Annotated in this window: 12 protein-coding genes and 1 pseudogene; all 13 read left to right on the top strand. The window is 40.6% G+C overall.

Annotation, left to right across the window (positions count from 1 at the left end):
• The first annotated feature begins 14 nt into the window (after positions 1–14).
• The 13 genes and pseudogenes from PIECOFPK_RS14155 (at position 15) to PIECOFPK_RS14095 (ending at position 19501) form a co-directional block, all read left to right on the top strand.
• Positions 15–1091 (top strand): hypothetical protein, encoded by a 1077-nt coding sequence (locus PIECOFPK_RS14155; protein WP_409966198.1) that lies wholly within the window; start codon positions 15–17, stop codon positions 1089–1091.
• A 162-nt stretch (positions 1092–1253) separates the two neighbouring features.
• Entirely contained in the window at positions 1254–2255 is a 1002-nt protein-coding gene (locus tag PIECOFPK_RS14150; RefSeq protein ID WP_330973617.1) for a LacI family DNA-binding transcriptional regulator, read from the top strand.
• 160 nt (positions 2256–2415) lie between these two features.
• Entirely contained in the window at positions 2416–4617 is a 2202-nt protein-coding gene (locus tag PIECOFPK_RS14145; protein ID WP_409966197.1) for a hypothetical protein, read from the top strand.
• The gene (locus tag PIECOFPK_RS14140) at positions 4584–5129 is read left to right on the top strand and encodes an MGH1-like glycoside hydrolase domain-containing protein (RefSeq protein WP_409966196.1); all 546 of its coding nucleotides are present in this window, start codon (positions 4584–4586) and stop codon (positions 5127–5129) included. The genes PIECOFPK_RS14145 and PIECOFPK_RS14140 overlap by 34 nt, the downstream gene beginning before the upstream one ends.
• Positions 5130–5241: 112 nt before the next feature.
• Positions 5242–7188: a beta-L-arabinofuranosidase domain-containing protein gene (locus PIECOFPK_RS14135; protein ID WP_409966195.1), complete on the top strand. Its 1947-nt coding sequence runs from the start codon at positions 5242–5244 to the stop codon at positions 7186–7188.
• Positions 7189–7196: 8 nt separating this feature from the next.
• Positions 7197–9980 (top strand): annotated as a pseudogene (locus tag PIECOFPK_RS14130) (formylglycine-generating enzyme family protein).
• Between the two features lie 330 nt (positions 9981–10310).
• Positions 10311–12767, top strand: a complete 2457-nt coding sequence (gene thrA / locus PIECOFPK_RS14125; RefSeq protein ID WP_330973621.1) for a bifunctional aspartate kinase/homoserine dehydrogenase I — start codon at positions 10311–10313, stop codon at positions 12765–12767.
• Between the two features lie 33 nt (positions 12768–12800).
• Positions 12801–13718 carry a homoserine kinase gene (locus PIECOFPK_RS14120; protein ID WP_330973622.1) on the top strand — a complete coding sequence of 306 codons (918 nt, stop codon included), beginning with the start codon at positions 12801–12803 and terminating at the stop codon, positions 13716–13718.
• A 59-nt stretch (positions 13719–13777) separates the two neighbouring features.
• Positions 13778–15082 (top strand): threonine synthase, encoded by a 1305-nt coding sequence (thrC, locus tag PIECOFPK_RS14115; protein ID WP_409966194.1) that lies wholly within the window; start codon positions 13778–13780, stop codon positions 15080–15082.
• A gap of 64 nt (positions 15083–15146) precedes the next feature.
• Complete coding sequence (locus tag PIECOFPK_RS14110) at positions 15147–15713, top strand: hypothetical protein (RefSeq protein ID WP_409966193.1); 567 nt, start codon at positions 15147–15149, stop codon at positions 15711–15713.
• A 95-nt stretch (positions 15714–15808) separates the two neighbouring features.
• Complete coding sequence (locus PIECOFPK_RS14105) at positions 15809–16534, top strand: succinate dehydrogenase cytochrome b subunit (protein WP_330973625.1); 726 nt, start codon at positions 15809–15811, stop codon at positions 16532–16534.
• A 111-nt stretch (positions 16535–16645) separates the two neighbouring features.
• Complete coding sequence (locus PIECOFPK_RS14100) at positions 16646–18625, top strand: fumarate reductase/succinate dehydrogenase flavoprotein subunit (RefSeq protein WP_330973626.1); 1980 nt, start codon at positions 16646–16648, stop codon at positions 18623–18625.
• A 102-nt stretch (positions 18626–18727) separates the two neighbouring features.
• Positions 18728–19501: a succinate dehydrogenase/fumarate reductase iron-sulfur subunit gene (locus PIECOFPK_RS14095; protein ID WP_330973627.1), complete on the top strand. Its 774-nt coding sequence runs from the start codon at positions 18728–18730 to the stop codon at positions 19499–19501.
• Positions 19502–19518: the final 17 nt, after the last annotated feature.

Genomic DNA, 19518 nt, shown 5'->3' with positions numbered 1-19518 from the left:
TTAATAATTGTAGCATGCTGCATCGATATTATTCCCTTTTCTATTTTGTATTTTTTTTGATAGCTTGTTCTACCCAAAATACAGGTTCAAGAACAGCTAATTCTTCTCCACCTGTTGATGAGCAGCAGGAGATAAAGGTAGCGGTGGTAATACAGGATCCTCGAATACCTTCTATGGGGAATAAAAGATTGCATGAAATATTTAAGACTCCAGGTTATACTTTTTCGTGGCATGATCCTTATGCTCTTACACAGCAGTATAGAGATACTTTATTCTCTGTGAGTCATGGCACCATCAATTATAAGATAGTGAAAATATATGACGACGATAAGTTTTTTACGCGTCTTAAGGGTTCTGATGAGATGTTGAGCTTGGAGCGTGTGGTGGAGCTATTGAATGAGCCTGGTTGGACAACTTTTAAAGAACATGGTACACGATTTGACTATAATGCATTTCTAGATTATTATGGATTTTGTGAAATGCGTGATAAAGGTGAAATTCATGAAGTATGGGTTTGGACCTTCCCTTATGCAGGAGCATGGGAGTCTACTTTTGCGGGACAGAATGCATTTTGGCTTAATTCTACCCCTGTAGAGAATACGTCTTGTAAAGATCTACTTACTATCATGGGGCTTAACTATGAAAGGGAAATGTCTTTGGCTCTTGAAAGTTACGGACATCGCTTTGAGTCAATCATGCGCAAAGTGTATGGAAGATGGGATAATAAGGCTGTTGATAAAAATAATTGGGAGCTTTTTACAACATACGATAAGGTGGATGCTGGAAAAGCACACATTGGAAATATACATTTTCCACCCAATGCGCAGGCCGATTATGATTGGAAAAATTCCTTAATCGTACCAACGCATGCAGATGGGTGGAAGAACTATCCCGACATTTATTCTGCGGCACCGCGTCAGGTGGATTGTAAAGAGTGGCAATGTAGCCATCTGGGATATATGTGTTGGTGGTATCGACATATTCCTCATTTCAAGGGAATCAACAAAAAAGATGGCCATTTAAATAATTGGTGGCGCTATGTTGTAGATTATAATGCTGCTATGAGATACGAATCCTCTTTGAAAAAATAATATTGCAGCACCTAATATTGCAAGTTTTCTTTGATTATAGGTATATAATTATATGGGCAGTATGCTTTATATATTTGAAAATTCTTAGAATTGCTTATCTTTTGGTTGTATTTCGAAATGTGCGCCTTTGATAATTTTTCTTAGATTTTTATACTGCCTATAATGAAGCCGGAAAGGGTAACAATAAAAGACCTGGCCAGACAACTTAATGTTTCAGTTTCTACAGTATATAGGGCATTGCATGATGCTCCAGATGTGAGTGCTAAAACTAAGCAATTGGTAGTAAGCCTTGCAAAGGAACTGAATTATGAGCCTAATGCTATTGCACAAGGTCTGGTAAACAGGCAGTCTAAACTTATTGGCGTACTTGTACCAACTATCCAATCGCATTATTTTTCACAGGCTCTAAGCGGGATGACCGATGTTGCCAATGAAGCGGGTTTCCATATTATTTTTTATCAAAGCAATGAGTGTTTTCAACAGGAGAAAGAGGGCGTGCGACGGCTTGTAGCTTGTAATGTTGATGGGTTATTAATATCTGTTTCTAGTGAAACAAAAAATGATGATTCACTTGCTAATATGAATATTCCTGTTGTAATGTTTGATAGGATATTACATCAATATGATTGCACAAAAGTTATTGTGGATGAATATGAAGGCGCCTATAAGGCTGTAGAGCTGCTTATAAAAAAAGGATGCAAAAGGATAGCGCATATTGCAGGACCTCAAAATTTAACAGTTTGTGCCAATCGATTGAAAGGCTATAAAGATGCGCTGGAAGCGCACGGAATGAGGGCTGATAAAAAAATGATTGCAGTAACAAAGTCATTTGAACATAATGCACTCAAGGCCATTCGTAAAATAATGGAACAACCACAAAAGCCGGATGGGATATTTATGGTGAACGATCTATGTGCCGCTGTGGCCTTGAAGTATTTTAGTAAAAAAGGAATAAGAGTTCCGCATGATGTACAAGTGGTAGGATTTAATGATGACCCTGTCTGCAATATCACGCAGCCCACTATTACGTCTGTTATGCAACCAGCTTATGAAGTAGGAAAGCTAGCTATGGGTTTGCTAATCGATGAAATACTTACTGGATTATCTCAACATAAAACTTATAAACTTAGAACCAGTCTTGTTGTAAGAGAATCTACAAAATGATATAAAGTCGGGAACGTTTCCGGAAACGTTCCCGGTGGCAGTAGTAGAAAACACTATGCAAAAACCGCTCTGGATAAGCGTTGTTGGTTAATTTTATGCGAGATATAAGGCGCCTTGCTCTGTGCGCAAAATGATTTACATTATACTTGGATTGATTATAATGAAAGGCACAAAGAGACAAATACTACTACTATTGTTTTATGGGTTGATTGGATTTTATGCGTATGCTCAAAGGCCGTACCTTTCAAACCTTAGTGCTGACAGTAATTTTCCGCTTTATACTACATATGCCGCAGCAATGGAGCGCTCTAACTTTATTCTGGACGAAGGTTATCATTTTCAATATTACATTCCTAATGCAGGTGCTGATTTTATAACTGATACAGGTGGGGATATTGGTATTGGCTTTTTGATGGATGGGAAATGGGTTTATAAAATAAAGGACATGCACCGTCCGATACTTATTAAAGCTAGCTACCCAGATATGGTAGTATATGAAATGTATCCTTTTAAAGATATTAAGGTTTATGTTTCATTTTTAGTGTACAGTTCTGTTAGTGCAATACTTAGCGTAAAAGTTAAAAACGAAGGAGAAAAGCCTGTACAATTAAGTGTATTGCCTTTTATGAGAAAAAAAGGCATTCCTTTTCGTGAAATATCAAGAATTCAAACAGGATTTAGTTTTTTGCATGAGGAGCTCCCTGATTCTTGGACACGCTCTCATAATCTTCCTTATGTAGATAGCATCCGGAATTACTTTTCTATGCTAGAGGAGCCTGATGATTATTTTATTTTTTATAGTGAAAGCGGAGAGGCTTTTCAATATCCGTTTCCCGATTTGAAAAAACAAAAATCGCAATTACTCTTCCATGGAAGAGCATTCTTGCCCGGCAAAGTTCGTTTCGATAAAGCAGATGAGCATTTAAGATTACAACTGTTTCCTTCTGATAATGATCGGGTATTGATTACCGAAAATGTTCCTGTACTGGGGAGTAACCAAGCTGCTCTTACTAACGATGGCTATTTTAGATTAGATGCAGGTTTGTGTGGTATTGTAGATCAATATACCATTATGGCTGCGGATGCCCAATCGGGCTCTTGTTATAAGGGTGTTATTAGTAAAACACAAATTGCTTCGCAGCGAAATGATATTGAACTAGGCAGTTGTGAGGGACCGCAAAAGCCAATAAATGTAAAACTTGAAAGAACTAAAAGTGGATTAAAAATATTTTGGAAAGAAAATGGTTCCAATAAGTTTGATGTATATAAAAGGGTTTATCCAAAACTTTATTTTGAAAAAATTGCTTCTGATATTTCGCGCAACTTTTATGTGGATAAGAGCCACCCAACAGGACAAATAGTAAGCTACATTATTATTGCAAAAGATCAACAAGGAAATAGAAGCATACATTCTGATGAGGTGTATAATTTGCCACAATCCCGATTTGATGAATATTTATCACAACCCTCTTTACAAAAACACGCTTCGTCGTTATTTGCCCGTATTGTGGGATTTGAGAAAAGAATAACGCTAGCACCAGCTGAGGAGCAAAGAATACATATACAAAGAAGTGTTGCTGAAATTAGTAAGCCTATAAATCATTTATTGGAATTGTCGAACAATGTATGGGCATTAGATCATAATTTATTTCTAAAAGCTAATGAGCGCCTGTTTAGTAAAACTCCCGTATTGCCGTTTGAAAGCAGTGATAAGGAAGCATTATACTGGAGTTGCAATAACATGATGCGTCAGGTATTTTATCCGCCTGAAGGTAAATCTTCGTATAACTACTATGTGTTTTCGAGAGAGCCTACCTGGGGTTGGGGACATGGGGGACAGGTTTTTCATGAAAGTATTACAATGCTCGCCTATGCATATATCGACCCTGTTAGCGCTATGAATTCGCAGCGTGTATATAAAGAAAGGCAATATCCTAACGGATATATCAATTATCGAACAGGTTCCTATCTGGATGAAATCATAGAACATAATGGGCAACTTACTTCCTCCGCTCCATGGTATGCTTGGCTGAACTGGGAGGTGTATTTGATTACTAAGGATAAAGCCTTTCTTAAAGAAATGTATGAGTCTTCAAAGAAGTTTTACCAATTTGTTGTGGCCAATAGAGACTCTGATAAGGATGGTCTTTGTGAATGGGGAGGCGAAGCAATACTAGAATCCGTAAGGGACGCATTGGTAGCAGTATGGGATCAGGTAGGCTATCCCACCAATTTTGAAAGCTTGGATTTAAACTGCATGCTTGTAAACGAAGCTAAAGCCCTTGAGAAAATGGCCGAAGAACTGTCCTTAAAAGATGAGGCTTTAACATGGCGGAAGATTATACCCGGAGGAGCAAGCTGATTAATGAAGTGTTTTGGGATGAAGTCAATGGTTTTTACTACAATGTGAATAAGGTTGATCATAGTTTTACATTTAAAGTCAGCAACGATCTGAAACGCGATGAGATTATCGGATTTCTTCCTTTATGGGCAGGAATAGCTACTCCTCAACAAGCACAAAGACTCGTGGCTAAGCTAACCGATACTACAGCATTCTGGAGAAAATATGGCGTCCCCTCTCTGTCAGCACAAGATGCTTATTATAATCCTAAGGGATACTGGAATGGACCTGTATGGGTAGAATGGAATTATCTTATAATGCGGGGGCTGTTGAATTATGGTTATAAAAAAGAGGCTATTGCCTTAGTTGATAAGATATGTGAAGGAATGATTGAGGTACTGAAAAAAGATCATAATCTGTGGGAATTCTATAGTCCGGATGAAGCTTGGGGAGGGTATCATAAAACATACATCTGGGCTGGTATTATTAATCGCATGATGATGGATGTTTATGAGTTTAAAACTAGTTTATAAAGCAGATAAATTTTAATCTAAAACGGACTTAATTATGATGCGAGGATGGAAAATATTCTTACTACTAGGTGCTTTTTTAAGTTGTGTTTATAATACTATGGGACAAAATTATATGAATAATCGACCACCTTTAGTGCCCAAAAAGTACATTGAATTACCTCTAGGTAGTATCAAAGCACGTGGCTGGTTGGAAGAGATGCTTATAAGACAAAAAAATGGTGCTACAGGAAAGCTCGATGAACTTTATCCCAGTGTAATGGGGCCCCGAAATGGTTGGCTGGGTGGAGATGGCGATCAATGGGAGCGTGGGCCCTATTGGATCGATGGGTTATTGCCCTTAGCTTATATTCTCGATTCAAAGGAGCTGATTGCGAAAACACAGCCCTGGATTGAGTGGGCAATAAAGAGTCAACAGCCTAACGGATATTTTGGGCCCTTGACCGATTATGGTCCGGAGCCTGGTTTACAGCGCGATCGTGCACAAGATTGGTGGCCGAAGATGGTGATGTTGAAGGTGCTCCAACAATATTATTCAGCTACTAATGATAAACGTATTATAGATCTATTATTAAAGTATTTCCGATATCAGCTGAATACGCTACCGCAAAAACCCTTAGGCCATTGGAGTTTCTGGGCCGAATATAGGGCTGCAGATAATCTGAATGTGGTGTACTGGCTGTATAATATTACGGGAGAGAAGTTCTTGTTAGAACTGGGAGATCTAATTCATAAGCAGACTTTCGACTTTAAAACATATCTCACAACAGAAGCCATTATATCCCGATTTAACAATATGCACGGAGTGAACCTTGCTCAAGGGTTAAAATCTCCCATTATTTACTATCAAAAATCAGGTGATATAAGTGATGTGCAATCTGTAAAGACTGGACTACAACTCTTAAAGCACTATCATGGTTTTCCAACTGGTATGTACGGTGCCGACGAAATGATGCATGGAGCAAATCCTACGCAGGGGTCGGAGCTCTGCTCCGCTGTGGAGTTGATGTATTCATTGGAGAATATGCTGGTCATTACGGGAGATGTCGATTTTGCAGATCATTTAGAGCGTATCGCCTTTAATGTATTACCTTCTCAGATTGATGAGCATTTTATCAATAGACAGTACTTTCAGCAAATAAATCAGGTAAAGATTAGTAGAGATATTCGCAATTTTGATATTAATCATGCAGAGACTGATGTTCTCTATGGATTTTTAACAGGTTTTCCCTGCTGTACATCTAATATGCATCAGGGCTGGCCTAAGTTTACGCAGCACTTGTGGTTTGCTACTAGCGATAATGGTGTGGCTGCATTGGTATACGCACCAAGTGTGGTGAACTTGAAAGTGGGGCCGGGTATTCCCGTAACTATAAGAGAAGAAACTTTTTATCCTTTCGATGAAACGATTCGATTCACAATACAATTTGAAAAGCATGCAGCGGTAAGATTTCCTTTTCATTTTCGTATCCCCAAGTGGTGTTCTTCTCCTAAAATTTCAATAAATGGTCATTCTCAAGCAGTGGATGTTAAAGACGGCATCATCATACTTGACAAAGAATGGAGAAATGGCGATGTAGTTGAGCTGCAATTGTCCATGGAAGTGACGCTGTCTAGGTGGTATGAACAATCGGTAGCAGTAGAAAGAGGTCCTCTGGTGTACGCACTAAAGGTGGATGGAAAAAAGGAAGAGCATCGTTTCTCCGATAAAGATTCAAAATTCGGTACAACATATGTGACCTATGAGCCTACTACGCCCTGGAATTTTGGATTTACCGAAAATGCTGTTAGAAATGTAAAGGAACATTTTAAGGTGGTAAAGCAACATATATCTAAAGACGTTTATCCATGGCGCGCGCAAAATGCTCCTATACACATAGAAACAGTCGGTCGACAACTTCCATTTTGGACAATGTATAATAATATGGCAGGGCCACAGCCTAATGGTAACACCGTTTCAGGTAGCTCATTGTTGCGCGAGTTGCCGGAGCACAAAATAGTACTGATCCCTTTTGGATGCACTATATTGAGAGTTGCTGAATTTCCGGTAATACGAAACTGATAAATTATATGAGAATTACCTATCGTCATACATGGTTTGCTACGCTATGTATATTTATCGTAAGTGTTGTAGGCGCCCAAAGCCCCAAGGTGATAAAGATAAGCGACGAGGCTACGGTTACAGCAATTGATGATATTCTATTGCCTACGCCTTTACCAATTGTGTCTTTTGAGCTTGACAAAAAACCAGTTTTACCTTCTGAAGTTAAAGCATTGATAAAAGTAACGGTGCGTCCAGAGAATGATTTTTCTCCCGGATATAAAGCAGTTGTTACGTTTCAAAACGTTTCTGATAAAAAAATAAATCTTAGAAATGTTGTGCCATTCGGTACTCAGGCCAAAAATGCTTACATAACAGGCTATGGGGAACATGGCTTATCGCGCTCTCATATTTTTCTTTCGTGGCGCACTCCTGTCAATTGTATTTTGCCCGATAATGCATGGGAACTTGGATTTAGTGCTTGGGATGCTACCACATCAAAGTCTATATGTGCTTTGATGCGACGAGATCGTAAGTCAGCAGTAAAAACTGCTATATCCAGATTTGAAAATGTGTTAGAACCGGGAGGTTCCCTTAGTTATCATTTGTATGTTGATTATTATAAAGGTTCTTGGCAAGAGGGTTTACGACTCATGTTTCAAGAACGTTATCTTTATGATGTTGACAGCTTCGATAGTTCATTATTTGAGCGAGAGGATTTAAAATGGATCCGTCATGCGTATGTGATGCATCTCATGATGGCATGGGATAAGGATTATTATAACGCAGCGGATGGTAAATTTCATTTAGGAGATTTTTTAAGAAAAGGCAGAAAATTATACGGTGGTGATGATGTAATTGGTATTTGGCCTACTTGGCCAACGTTGGGTTTGGATCAGCGTAATCAATTTGACATGTTTAGGGATCTCCCTGGTGGAATGGAGCAGATTAGACGATTGGTGGATACCTGTCACATGATGAACACAAAGATGTTTGTGGCATATAATCCTTGGGATGAGAGTACGCGTGCTGAAGATCATGTGTTGGGTCTAGCCGATATTATTCGTAATACCAATAGTGATGGGGCCATCTTAGATACAAAGGGTGAGTCGAGTAAGGAATTGCAAGAGGCTGCAGATGGAGTGAAGAAGGACGTGATCATGTACAGTGAGGGAATGGCGGTGCCAAAGGATATGCAAGGAATTGTATCAGGAAGAGTACATAATGCATTATATTATCCCCCTTTGCTAAGTATTACAAAATTTATAAAGCCCGATTTTGCTATTTTTCGTGTAGCAGAATTATTCAAGGAGCCTATTCAGCGAGAGTATGCTACCGCTTTTTTTAATGGCTACGGTACTGAATTAAATATTTTCAGGCCGGGTAAGCCAGAGTGGGCAGATGAACAATACAGATACCTCGGGCGTACGAGTCGTATTCTGCGAGAGAATACCTATAATTTTACCGCTAAGAACTACACCCCACTAATCCCCACCTTAAGGGATTCTATATACGTCAATAAATGGCCTGGTGAGGAGAAGACCATTTATACGATTTATAGCATCATCCCCGAAGGGTTTATGGATTATCTCTTTGAAGTGGATACGGCTGCAGATAAGCATTTTGTAGATATCTGGCATCATAAGGAAATAAAACCGAAAGTAATTAACGGTAAAGTGTATATACCCGTAGAAACGGATGCCTTTAGCAAAAAATATTTAGGAACTAATAATGAAGGTGCTGTGGATTGTATAGCGCAATTTCCTCTTCTACTTAGTACGCAACTGTTCGGCGATACACTTTATATAGATGCTGATAGAGGTGATAGTATTTGCATATGGGCCGGTAATCCTTCATATGAAAAGACTCCTTATACGGTAAAGGCCGGCAAGCATGCCATAAAATTGCTAGAGCATTTTGGTCTTTTTGAGGGGAAATTTGTAGTGCAGCTATTTTCAAATGGTATATTATTGGATGAAAATATTCATGAGATTTTACCCGGTACTCCCAGGCTGAATAGTAAAGTGAGTAGAACACCTAAAGCCAATGGCAAGGAAAAAGATATGGTGAGAATTCCAGCAGGGACATTTACCTTTAAGGCTACCAATGGTGACGAATTTATCCCATATCCCTCCTACAATCAAGGGCAGGTATATCATATGCCGTCTTTCATGATGGACCGATATCCCGTAACGAATGCACAGTATTATGAGTTTCTGAAAAGCAGTGGCTATCAGCCTAAGGATACAGTAAATTTCTTAAAGCATTGGAAAGATGGAAAACCTGTTTCTGGGGAGGAACACTATCCTGTTGTGCATGTAAGTTATGAAGATGCTGTTGCCTACGCTAATTGGGCCGGTAAGCGATTGCCTACTTAGGTGGAATGGCAGTATGCAGCGCAAACCACGGATTACCGAGACTGGCCCTGGACAAAAGATGCAAAAGGCATTGTGAGAGAAGAAGAGCCGGTTACAGGAACCCTTACAGTTTTTAAAATAAAAGGAGTGGATAGTACACAAGCAAATACAGGCGATGGCAAGCTGTATCCTGTAGGGAAGTATAAAAACGGTGTAAATCCCAATGGTCTGTATGATTTAAGTGGCTGTGTATGGCAGCTTACTAATGATATTTATCAGGTAGGCAATTATACCTATATAATTATGAAAGGCGGCTCTTATTATAATCCCACTTCTAGCTGGTGGTATGTTCAGGGTGGACCGCGTGAGGTGCATTTCAGACAGTTTCTTTTAAGAGTTTCTCCGGGATTTGAAAGAAATGCTACGGTAGGATTCAGGTGTGTAAAGGATTTCTAATACTGTACGACGTTTCGCTAAATTAATTTTAGCTTAAACGGAAAAGGGCGATAATTGTCCTTTTCCGTTTTTTATATGTGTTTTGGTCAAGCTGTCGTAGAAAAAAAATCAAAAAAATTTGTTTGTAATCAATTCCTGTATTATCTTGTGCCGCTCATGCAAGTAACTTATACACATACTACTGCTATTATTTTGGTGGTGTCCACAACCACCACTACCACCATTACCACAACCCGTTAAGGGTTGTACGCTATTATATTACCATTCTCGGGCCCTCGGAGGCTGTTCTGAAAGAAAATCCTAAACATTTAACTTTAATTGTTTCAAACCATGAAGGTTTTAAAATTTGGTGGCACATCTGTAGCCAATGCGGAAAATATCAGTAAGGTTGTATCTATTGTAAAGAATACTATCAGAGAGGATAAAGCAGTTGTAGTAGTATCGGCTTTGGGTGGACTGACGGATATGCTTTTAAAATCGGCTGCTTTTGCTGCAGAGGGTAATGAAGATTACAAGCAATTGATTGCTGAAATTGAAAAACGGCATTTCGATACGGTAAAAGCGCTCATCCCAGTAGCACATCAAAGTCACTTATTGAGTATAGTGAAAACTGCAGTTAATGAAATTGAAGACATTTGTAACGGGATTTTTCTGTTGAATGAGATTACACCCCGTATTAAGGACAGACTAGCTGCTTACGGTGAATGGTTGTCCTCGCAGATTATTGCAGCTTATATGCAATTTGATGGTGTAAAAGTGCAATGGGTGGACGCCCGGGAGATGATAAAAACCAATAGTAATTACACACAGGCGCAAGTTGATTTTTCCTTGACTTTGCCCAATATCGCGCGTACATTGGATCATAAATCTTGTGATGTATATATCGTTTCCGGATTTATTGCAAGCAATGAGAAGGGTATTACCACTACCATAGGGCGTGGTGGCTCGGATTACACTGCGGCTATTATTGCGGCTGCGCTGAATGCCGACACGCTTGAAATTTGGACTGATGTGAGCGGTATGATGACCGCCGATCCACGTTTGGCTGCCAATGCAAAGGTGATTGACCGCATTTCTTACGGAGAAGCTATGGAGCTTTCGCATTTTGGTGCGAAAGTTATATATCCGCCTACACTACAGCCAGTGATGAACAAAAATATACCGGTATGGATTAAAAATACTTTTGCTCCCGAAGATCCTGGTACTTTAATAGTAAATGATGAACAATCGGTAGTGGCCGCTGCATCTGAGAATATTGTGCGCGGCATTTCAAGCATCAATAATATTGCATTGCTGAGCCTGGAAGGAAGCGGTATGGTGGGGATACCTGGATTTTCCAAAAGATTGTTTGAGGCCTTGAGTCAGGAGCGCATCAATGTCATATTGATTACACAAAGTTCTTCGGAGCATTCCATATGTGTGGCTGTTGATGCCTCTAAGGCAGAGCTCGCTAAGCAAGCCGTGGATGCAGCTTTTGCAGGAGAGCAGGCATTGCAGTTGGTGGATCCTTTAAAAGTTGAAACCGGATTGTCGATCGTGGCTTTAGTAGGAGAGCAGATGAAAAGCCATCCGGGTGTAAGCGGGCGTATGTTCAGTGCTTTGGGAAGAAATGGTATTAACGTGAGGGCTATTGCACAGGGTTCTTCTGAGAAGAATATCAGTGCCGTTGTGTCGACCGAGGATGTAGCAAAGGCTATTAATGTATTGCACGAAGACTTTTTTGAAACCACTTACAAACAGGTGCACCTGTTTATTGTAGGAGTGGGTAATGTGGGATCTAAATTATTGGAGCAGATCGATCAGCAAAATGCTTGGTTGCAGGAACGTTTAAAGTTGAAGATAAATGTGGTGGGGATTAGTAACAGCCGCAATATGATGTTCCATAAAAAGGGTATCGATCTAAAAAGTTGGAAGGAAGAGCTACCTAAGGCACAACCCGCGTCACTGCAGGATTTTGTAGAAATAGCACTTTCGCACAATCTGCGTAACTCCATATTTGTAGACATTTCGGCTAATGCAGAGGTTGCGGCAGTATACGATCGATTTTTACAGAAAAGTGTATCTGTGGTGGCATGTAATAAGATTGCTGCTTCATCGGAGTATAAAATATATAAAAGATTGAAAGAGCTGGCAAGCGCGTATAACTGCAAATTTTTGTTCGAAACCAACGTCGGCGCCGGATTGCCGGTAATAGGTACTTTAAATGATCTGGTACATAGCGGCGATAAAGTACATAAAATAGAAGCAGTATTGAGCGGAACTCTCAATTACGTATTCAATCATTATGACGGTAGTCGTTCTTTTTCTGAGGTGGTAAGACAGGCCCAAGCCGAGGGCTATACTGAGCCTGATCCTCGACTGGATTTGGGAGGTACTGATGTGATGAGAAAAATCCTGATTCTGGCACGGGAGGCTGGATATGAGATGGAAATGTCGGACATTGTGAATAATGCTTTCCTGCCTGCTGAATGCATGGAAGGTTCGGTAGAAGCGTTCTACGAATGTATGCAGCGCCATGAGGCACACTTCAGGAAATTGTTGGAGGAGGCAAAGGAGAAAAATTGCAAGCTTAAATTTGTAGCCACTTTTGAAAATGGAAAAGCGGCAGTAGGTCTGCAACATATCAGCCCAGATAATGATTTGTACAATCTATATGGAAAAGACAATGTGGTGCTGTTCTATACTTCCCGCTACGCCGAGCAGCCATTAGTAATTAAAGGCGCTGGTGCCGGTGCTGATGTGACTGCTAGTGGCGTATTTGCTGATATAGTAAGGGCGGCCCAATAAGCTCCTAAATTTTGGTAGTAAACTGAAGTAATTATGAGTATTAAGATAAAATCTCCCGGAACAGTAGCCAACCTGGTATGTGGATTTGATATCCTAGGATTGGCTCTCGATAAGCCTTACGACATTATGGAGTTTGAGCTTATTGATACACCGGGTGTAGTGATTGAAAACAGAGACGATTTTAATTTACCTACCGATCCTGAGAATAACGTAGCTGGGGTGGTATTGTTGGCTGCTTTGGAAAAGGCAGGTATTAATAAAGGAATAAAGGTTGTCATAGAAAAACACATAAAGCCCGGTAGTGGATTGGGATCTAGTGCGGCTAGTGCAGCCGGTGCTGCAGTAGGAGCAAATAAATTACTGGGCAACATTTTTTCGCGTGATGAGCTGGTACAGCTAGCCATGATTGGTGAAAAACTGGCTACCGGCGTAAAGCATGCTGATAATATTACTCCTTGTATCTTGGGTGGAATTACGCTAATTCGCTCTATTCATCCGCTAGATATTGTGCCATTGGCAAGTCCTGATTTGTATGTAACGGTAGTGCATCCACAGATAGAAGTGCGGACATCCGATGCCCGTCAGATTTTGCGGAAACAGGTTTACCTGAAGGATGCTATTAAGCAATGGGGAAATATTGCTGGGCTGGTAGCCGGTTTTATGAGTAACGATAAGGATTTAATCGGTCGTTCGATGGAGGATGTAATTATAGAACCGGTGCGTAGTATTCTAATCCCCGCATTTGATGAAGTAAAACAAAAGTGTAAAGAAGCAGGTGCTCTGGGGGGAGGTATCTCCGGTTCGGGGCCGTCTATATTTATGTTAAGCGATGCAGAAGCTACAGCACAAAAGGTAGGAGAGATCATGAAAAGTGTGTACGATGGACTCGGTATTGAAAACTATGTGTATGTGACCACCATTAACAAAAACGGTGTAGAAGAAATTGCTTAATAGTATGAAGTGCTTATAAAGCGATAACGAATCTTGTATTATTACAATTGTAAATTGAAATGAATTATTATAGCCTGAATCAGCAATCACCGATTGTTTCGTTTAAAGATGCTGCCATACAAGGACAAGCTCCGGATAAAGGATTGTATTTTCCTGAGAAACTCCCTAGAGTTAATGAGACATTGATCAAAAACATCGAAAGCATTGCAGATGTTAATATTGCATTTGAAGTAATGAAGCCCTATGTGGCAGGTTCCATCGATGATGAAAATCTTTACAGAATTGTAAAAGAAACCATCAGTTTTCCCATCCCTTTAAATAACATCAACGACCAAATTGCTTCGTTGGAGTTATTTCATGGGCCTACACTTGCTTTTAAAGATGTAGGTGCCCGTTTTATGAGTCGTTGTTTGGGATATTTTTTAAGAAATGAGGATCGCGAAGTAACAGTACTGGTAGCTACCTCCGGTGATACCGGCGGTGCCGTGGCTAATGGCTTTTATAATGTGGAGAATGTGAATGTGGTGATATTGTATCCCAAAGGCCGTGTGAGCCCTGTCCAGGAAAAGCAACTCACTACACTGGGTAATAATATTACGGCACTGGAAGTAGATGGCAGCTTTGATGATTGTCAGCGCATGGTGAAGCAGGCTTTTGCCGATAAGGAAATCAATGAGCAAAAGTTTCTTACTTCGGCCAATTCTATAAATGTAGCTCGTTGGTTACCGCAACAGATTTATTATTTCTTAGCGTATAAGCAGTGGAAAGAAAAATCTATTTCGCCTGTGGTTTGTGTGCCTAGTGGTAACTTTGGAAATATCTGCGCGGGGATGCTGGCTAAAGTAACGGGATTACCTTTGGGGCACTTCATCGCGGCCTGTAATGTCAATGATATCGTATCGCACTACTTGCAGACACAAGAGCTGGTGCCTAAGCAAACTACGCCTACTTTATCCAACGCCATGGATGTAGGCAATCCAAGCAATTTTATAAGAATTATCGAGCTCTATAATAAACAATTTCCCGAACTCAAGAACAACTTATCTGCATATACTATCACAGATGCGGAGACACTAGCTACTATCAAAATAGTGGCTGAAAAGTATCAATATACATTAGAGCCGCATGGTGCAGTAGCATATCTCGCATTGGAACGCTATCTTGAGAACCATTCTACAGAAAGAGGCTTTATACTGGAAACAGCCCATCCGGTAAAATTCCCCGATGCTGTAAAGGAGGCTACCGGAAAAGATGTTGAGGTGCCTGCCGTTTTAGAAGAGATGATGCATCGTCCTAAAAAATCAATATTGATGAAGCCTGAATTTGAAGCATTGAAATCTTGGCTACTCGAAGAAAGAAAATAACCATATTGTTAAAAGTTGGTAAGTTCATCAAGATTTGTGTAAATGGATTTACTTTGCCCTACAAATGCACGATCTGGAACCATATTATAACTGGCAACACATTTATGTGAGCGAAGAGGATGAACGTTCTCCCTTTTACGGTATAGAGCATTCTCAGTTTGAATATTCATCCACTATCTATAATTATTATATACATCCTCAATGGGATTATTTTGGTAGCAATACGTTATATCTGAAGGTATTGATGGCCGATTACGATGAAGGGTATGTTATCATTGAAATGATAGGTGAGTGGAATGATGCTGTAGAAAATGATATCATGACACTGAAGAGGAAGGTGCTGGAAGTATTTATGAAGGAGGGGATTTATAAGTTCATTTTAATTGTAGAAAACGTAATGAACTTCCACAGTAGTGATAGCGAGTATTATGAAGAATTGTACGATGAGTTAGCTGATCAAGAAGGGTGGATTATTTGCCTGAATATGCCCATTCAGACCCAATATGATTTCAACAGGTTGCGACTCAACCGATATGTGGAACTCATGAACATTGAGAACTGGCGCGTATACAAGCCCTATCATCTTTTTAAGAAGATAGATGATGAGTTATCTCGAAGGCTACCACTGTAGCCTTCAATCGTTTTCATACCGATTTGTCACATTTTTGTAAACTTTTCACAATTCTGTGCTATTTTTGTGGCATTCACAATTTAGAGTAATCATATATGAAGTGGTCCCAAATTTTTACTTCGAGCGTAGGAAAGAAAATTATAATGGCCGGTTCGGGGCTTTTTTTAGTGGCCTTTTTGGTAGTACATGCCGGTTTAAATGCCTGTATATGGGCTAATGACGGTGGGGTGATGTTTAACAAGGCTGCTCACTTCATGGGTGCTAGCATCGTTCCTCGTATCTTAGAGATTGGTCTTTTTGTATTTTTCCTTTTACATATTATACAGGGATTAGTACTGGAAGTACAAAATCGCAGCAAACGTAAAATAGGTTACGCTATAAAACTGGGCAACAGAGGTAGTAAGTGGTATAGCAGAGCCATGGGAATTTTAGGTTCTATTATTCTGATTTTTCTGGTGGTACACCTTACAGACTTCTGGATACCTTCCCGTTTTGGAGGGCTGGAGCCTGTATATATAGATCTGGCTACGAATCAGATTGTGCCTGCAGGCGCCGAAGGTGCTAAAGAGTTTCACAATCTGTACGCTGAAATGGCGTATAAGTTTACCAGCTTCCCTGTTATTAGCATTATTTACATCATCGGGGTTATCGCCTTGTTCTGGCACCTAGTTCATGGTATTCAGAGCGCTTTTCGCACGTTTGGTGTAACCAATCAGCGTTATATTAATTTGTTGACTGTTGCAGGGTGGATTTTTGCCATTATTATCTGTGGTGCATTCATTATGATGCCCATCAGTTTTATGGCAGGGTGGATTAGCTAAGCAGTTATTTGTAATAGAACTACAGCTAAGTGTAAGTTATTACACGGAAGCTGACCTTATAAGAAGAGATAAATACGAATTCACAGATCTCGGATCATAAATCGTAATTGAATGAAGCTTGATTCTAAAATACCGGCGGGCAAGCTGGAAGAAAAATGGAGCAATTACAAAAGCCATTGTAAGTTAGTGAACCCGGCCAATAAAAGAAAGCTGGAAGTAATTGTTGTGGGTACAGGTTTGGCAGGTGCTTCTGCAGCAGCCAGCTTGGGTGAGCAGGGGTATCGTGTGAAGGCTTTCTGTTTTCAGGATTCTCCTCGTCGCGCGCACTCGATTGCGGCGCAGGGTGGTATCAACGCCGCCAAAAATTATCAGAATGATGGAGATTCTGTTTTCCGTCTGTTCTACGATACTATCAAAGGAGGCGATTACCGTGCGCGTGAGGCCAACGTACATCGTCTGGCCGAAGTGAGCGTGAATATTATCGACCAATGCGTGGCGCAAGGGGTACCTTTTGCACGCGAATATGGTGGATTGTTGAACAACCGCTCTTTCGGTGGTGTACAAGTAAAAAGAACTTTTTATGCTGCGGGACAAACAGGTCAGCAGTTGTTATTAGGTGCCTACCAGGCCTTACAACGTCAGGTGGCATTGGGCAATGTGCAGATGTATAGCCGACACGAAATGCTGGATGTGGTGATCATCGATGGTAAAGCCCGCGGTATCATAGCTCGTAATCTGGTAACCGGACAACTTGAAAGATTCTTTGGCCATGCTGTAGTACTGGCTACAGGTGGATATGGTAACGTATTTTACCTGTCTACCAACGCCATGGGAAGTAACGTAACTGCTGCATGGAGAGCACATAAAAGAGGTGCTTTCTTTGCCAATCCTTGTTTCACTCAAATACACCCAACTTGTATTCCGGTTTCAGGAGATCATCAAAGTAAACTGACTTTGATGTCTGAATCGCTTAGAAACGACGGACGCATCTGGGTTCCAAAAAATCCCAATGATACCCGTAAGCCTAATGATATTCCGGAAGAAGAAAGAGATTACTATCTGGAAAGAAGATATCCAGCGTTCGGAAACTTAGTACCTCGCGATGTGGCCAGCCGTGCAGCGAAAGAACGTTGTGACGCCGGTTACGGAGTAGGTACCACCAAGCAGGCTGTATATCTTGATTTTAGATACAATCTCATCAATAAATACGGCCGTGCCGAAGCTAATAAGCGTGGTATTCAAAATCCCGATGAAGAAACTTTGGTGCGTTTGGGTAAAGAAGTGGTGAAAGAGGAGTACGGTAACCTTTTTGATATGTATGAAAAGATTACCGGCGAAAATCCTTACGAAGTACCTATGCGTATTTATCCTGCCGTTCACTATACCATGGGAGGTCTTTGGGTGGATTATGAGCTGATGACTACGGTGCAGGGCTTATACGCAATTGGTGAGTGTAACTTTAGTGATCACGGAGCCAACCGTCTGGGAGCATCCGCATTAATGCAGGGCTTAGCTGATGGGTACTTTGTGTTACCATATACTTTGGGTAACTATCTGGCTAATGAAATTTCCGTGAAGCCCATTCCTACTACTGATAAGGCTTTTATTGAAGCCGAAGCTGCCGTGAACGAGCGTATCCAGCGCCTGATGAATGTGAAGGGTACTCAGTCTGTAGAAAGCTTCCACAAACGTCTGGGTAAAATTATGTGGGATAAGTGCGGCATGGCACGTAATGAGCAAGGACTACAAGAAGCAATCCGGGAAATAAGACAACTGAGAGAAGAGTTTTGGAAACATGTGCGCATTCCGGGAGGCATCTATGAAATGAATCCGGAGCTGGACAAAGCTAATCGGGTATCGGACTTTTTGGAACTGGCAGAACTGATGTGTATTGATGCATTAAACCGTAGAGAAAGCTGTGGTGGTCACTTCCGTGAAGAAAGCCAGACCGAGGACGGGGAAGCTTTGAGACATGATGACGAATTCATGTATGTAGCTGCATGGCAATATATCAGCGAAAGCAATTGGGAGCTTCATAAAGAAGACCTAGTGTACGAAGTGATTAAGCCTAGCCAGCGTAATTATAAATAGTTCATTGTAACCATTGATATTTACTTGTTCGTAGATCGTGGTATTTATTTGAGAATTGACAAAAGGTTCAGTTCTTCAAAGTTTGAAATTAACTAATTAAAGATGGAACATTATACTATGAACCTCACCTTGAAGGTGTGGAAACAAAAGGATGCAAATAGCAAGGGTGGTTTTGAAACCTATCATGTAAAAAATATTTCCTCGGAAATGTCTTTCTTGGAAATGTTTGATGTGCTGAATGAGCAGTTGGTGAAAGAGGGTAAAGAGCCTATTGCATTTGACCACGACTGTCGGGAAGGGATTTGTGGTATGTGCTCCATGTATATCAATGGACGCCCGCATGGTCCCTGGCACGGTACTACTACCTGTCAGCTGCATATGCGTGCTTTCAAAGATGGCGATACTATTGTAGTAGAGCCCTGGCGTGCGAATGCATTTCCTGTAGTAAAGGATTTGATTGTGGACAGATCAGCCTTTGATCGTATCATACAGGCAGGAGGTTATATATCGGTAAATACCGGAGTTACGGTAGATGGGAATGTGATTCCTATACCGAAAGAAAATGCAGATAAGGCTTTCGCTGCAGCTACCTGTATCGGTTGTGGCGCTTGCGTAGCAGCATGTAAAAACGCTTCGGCCATGCTGTTTGTATCGGCGAAAATCTCTCACCTGGCATTGCTGCCTCAAGGTGACCCCGAAAGAGAAATGCGTGCATTAAACATGGTGGCACAAATGGATAAGGAAGGATTCGGTGCTTGTACCAATACCAGAGCTTGCGAAGCCGTATGTCCGAAAGAAATCAAGATTACCAATATCGGAAGATTGAATAGAGAATATTTACGTGCTGCTGTGAATGTAGATGAAAAGATGGATTAATAGAAACTTATTATAGC

This window comes from Chitinophagaceae bacterium C216, from assembly GCA_028485475.2.
In the GTDB taxonomy this organism is placed as follows: Bacteria; Bacteroidota; Bacteroidia; order Chitinophagales; family Chitinophagaceae; genus Niabella; species Niabella composti.
Note: the sequence above shows the minus strand (reverse complement) of the source record. Positions and strands in the feature narration are given on the sequence as shown.

Coding starts and splice junctions, on each gene's coding strand:
- PIECOFPK_RS14145 (WP_409966197.1), top strand. CDS start 2,416: ATGAAAGGCACAAAGAGACAAATACTACTACTATTGTTTTATGGGTTG.
- PIECOFPK_RS14135 (WP_409966195.1), top strand. CDS start 5,242: ATGAATAATCGACCACCTTTAGTGCCCAAAAAGTACATTGAATTACCT.
- PIECOFPK_RS14105 (WP_330973625.1), top strand. CDS start 15,809: ATGAAGTGGTCCCAAATTTTTACTTCGAGCGTAGGAAAGAAAATTATA.
- PIECOFPK_RS14120 (WP_330973622.1), top strand. CDS start 12,801: ATGAGTATTAAGATAAAATCTCCCGGAACAGTAGCCAACCTGGTATGT.
- thrA (WP_330973621.1), top strand. CDS start 10,311: ATGAAGGTTTTAAAATTTGGTGGCACATCTGTAGCCAATGCGGAAAAT.
- thrC (WP_409966194.1), top strand. CDS start 13,778: ATGAATTATTATAGCCTGAATCAGCAATCACCGATTGTTTCGTTTAAA.
- PIECOFPK_RS14150 (WP_330973617.1), top strand. CDS start 1,254: ATGAAGCCGGAAAGGGTAACAATAAAAGACCTGGCCAGACAACTTAAT.
- PIECOFPK_RS14095 (WP_330973627.1), top strand. CDS start 18,728: ATGGAACATTATACTATGAACCTCACCTTGAAGGTGTGGAAACAAAAG.
- PIECOFPK_RS14155 (WP_409966198.1), top strand. CDS start 15: ATGCTGCATCGATATTATTCCCTTTTCTATTTTGTATTTTTTTTGATA.
- PIECOFPK_RS14140 (WP_409966196.1), top strand. CDS start 4,584: ATGGCGGAAGATTATACCCGGAGGAGCAAGCTGATTAATGAAGTGTTT.
- PIECOFPK_RS14100 (WP_330973626.1), top strand. CDS start 16,646: ATGAAGCTTGATTCTAAAATACCGGCGGGCAAGCTGGAAGAAAAATGG.
- PIECOFPK_RS14110 (WP_409966193.1), top strand. CDS start 15,147: ATGCACGATCTGGAACCATATTATAACTGGCAACACATTTATGTGAGC.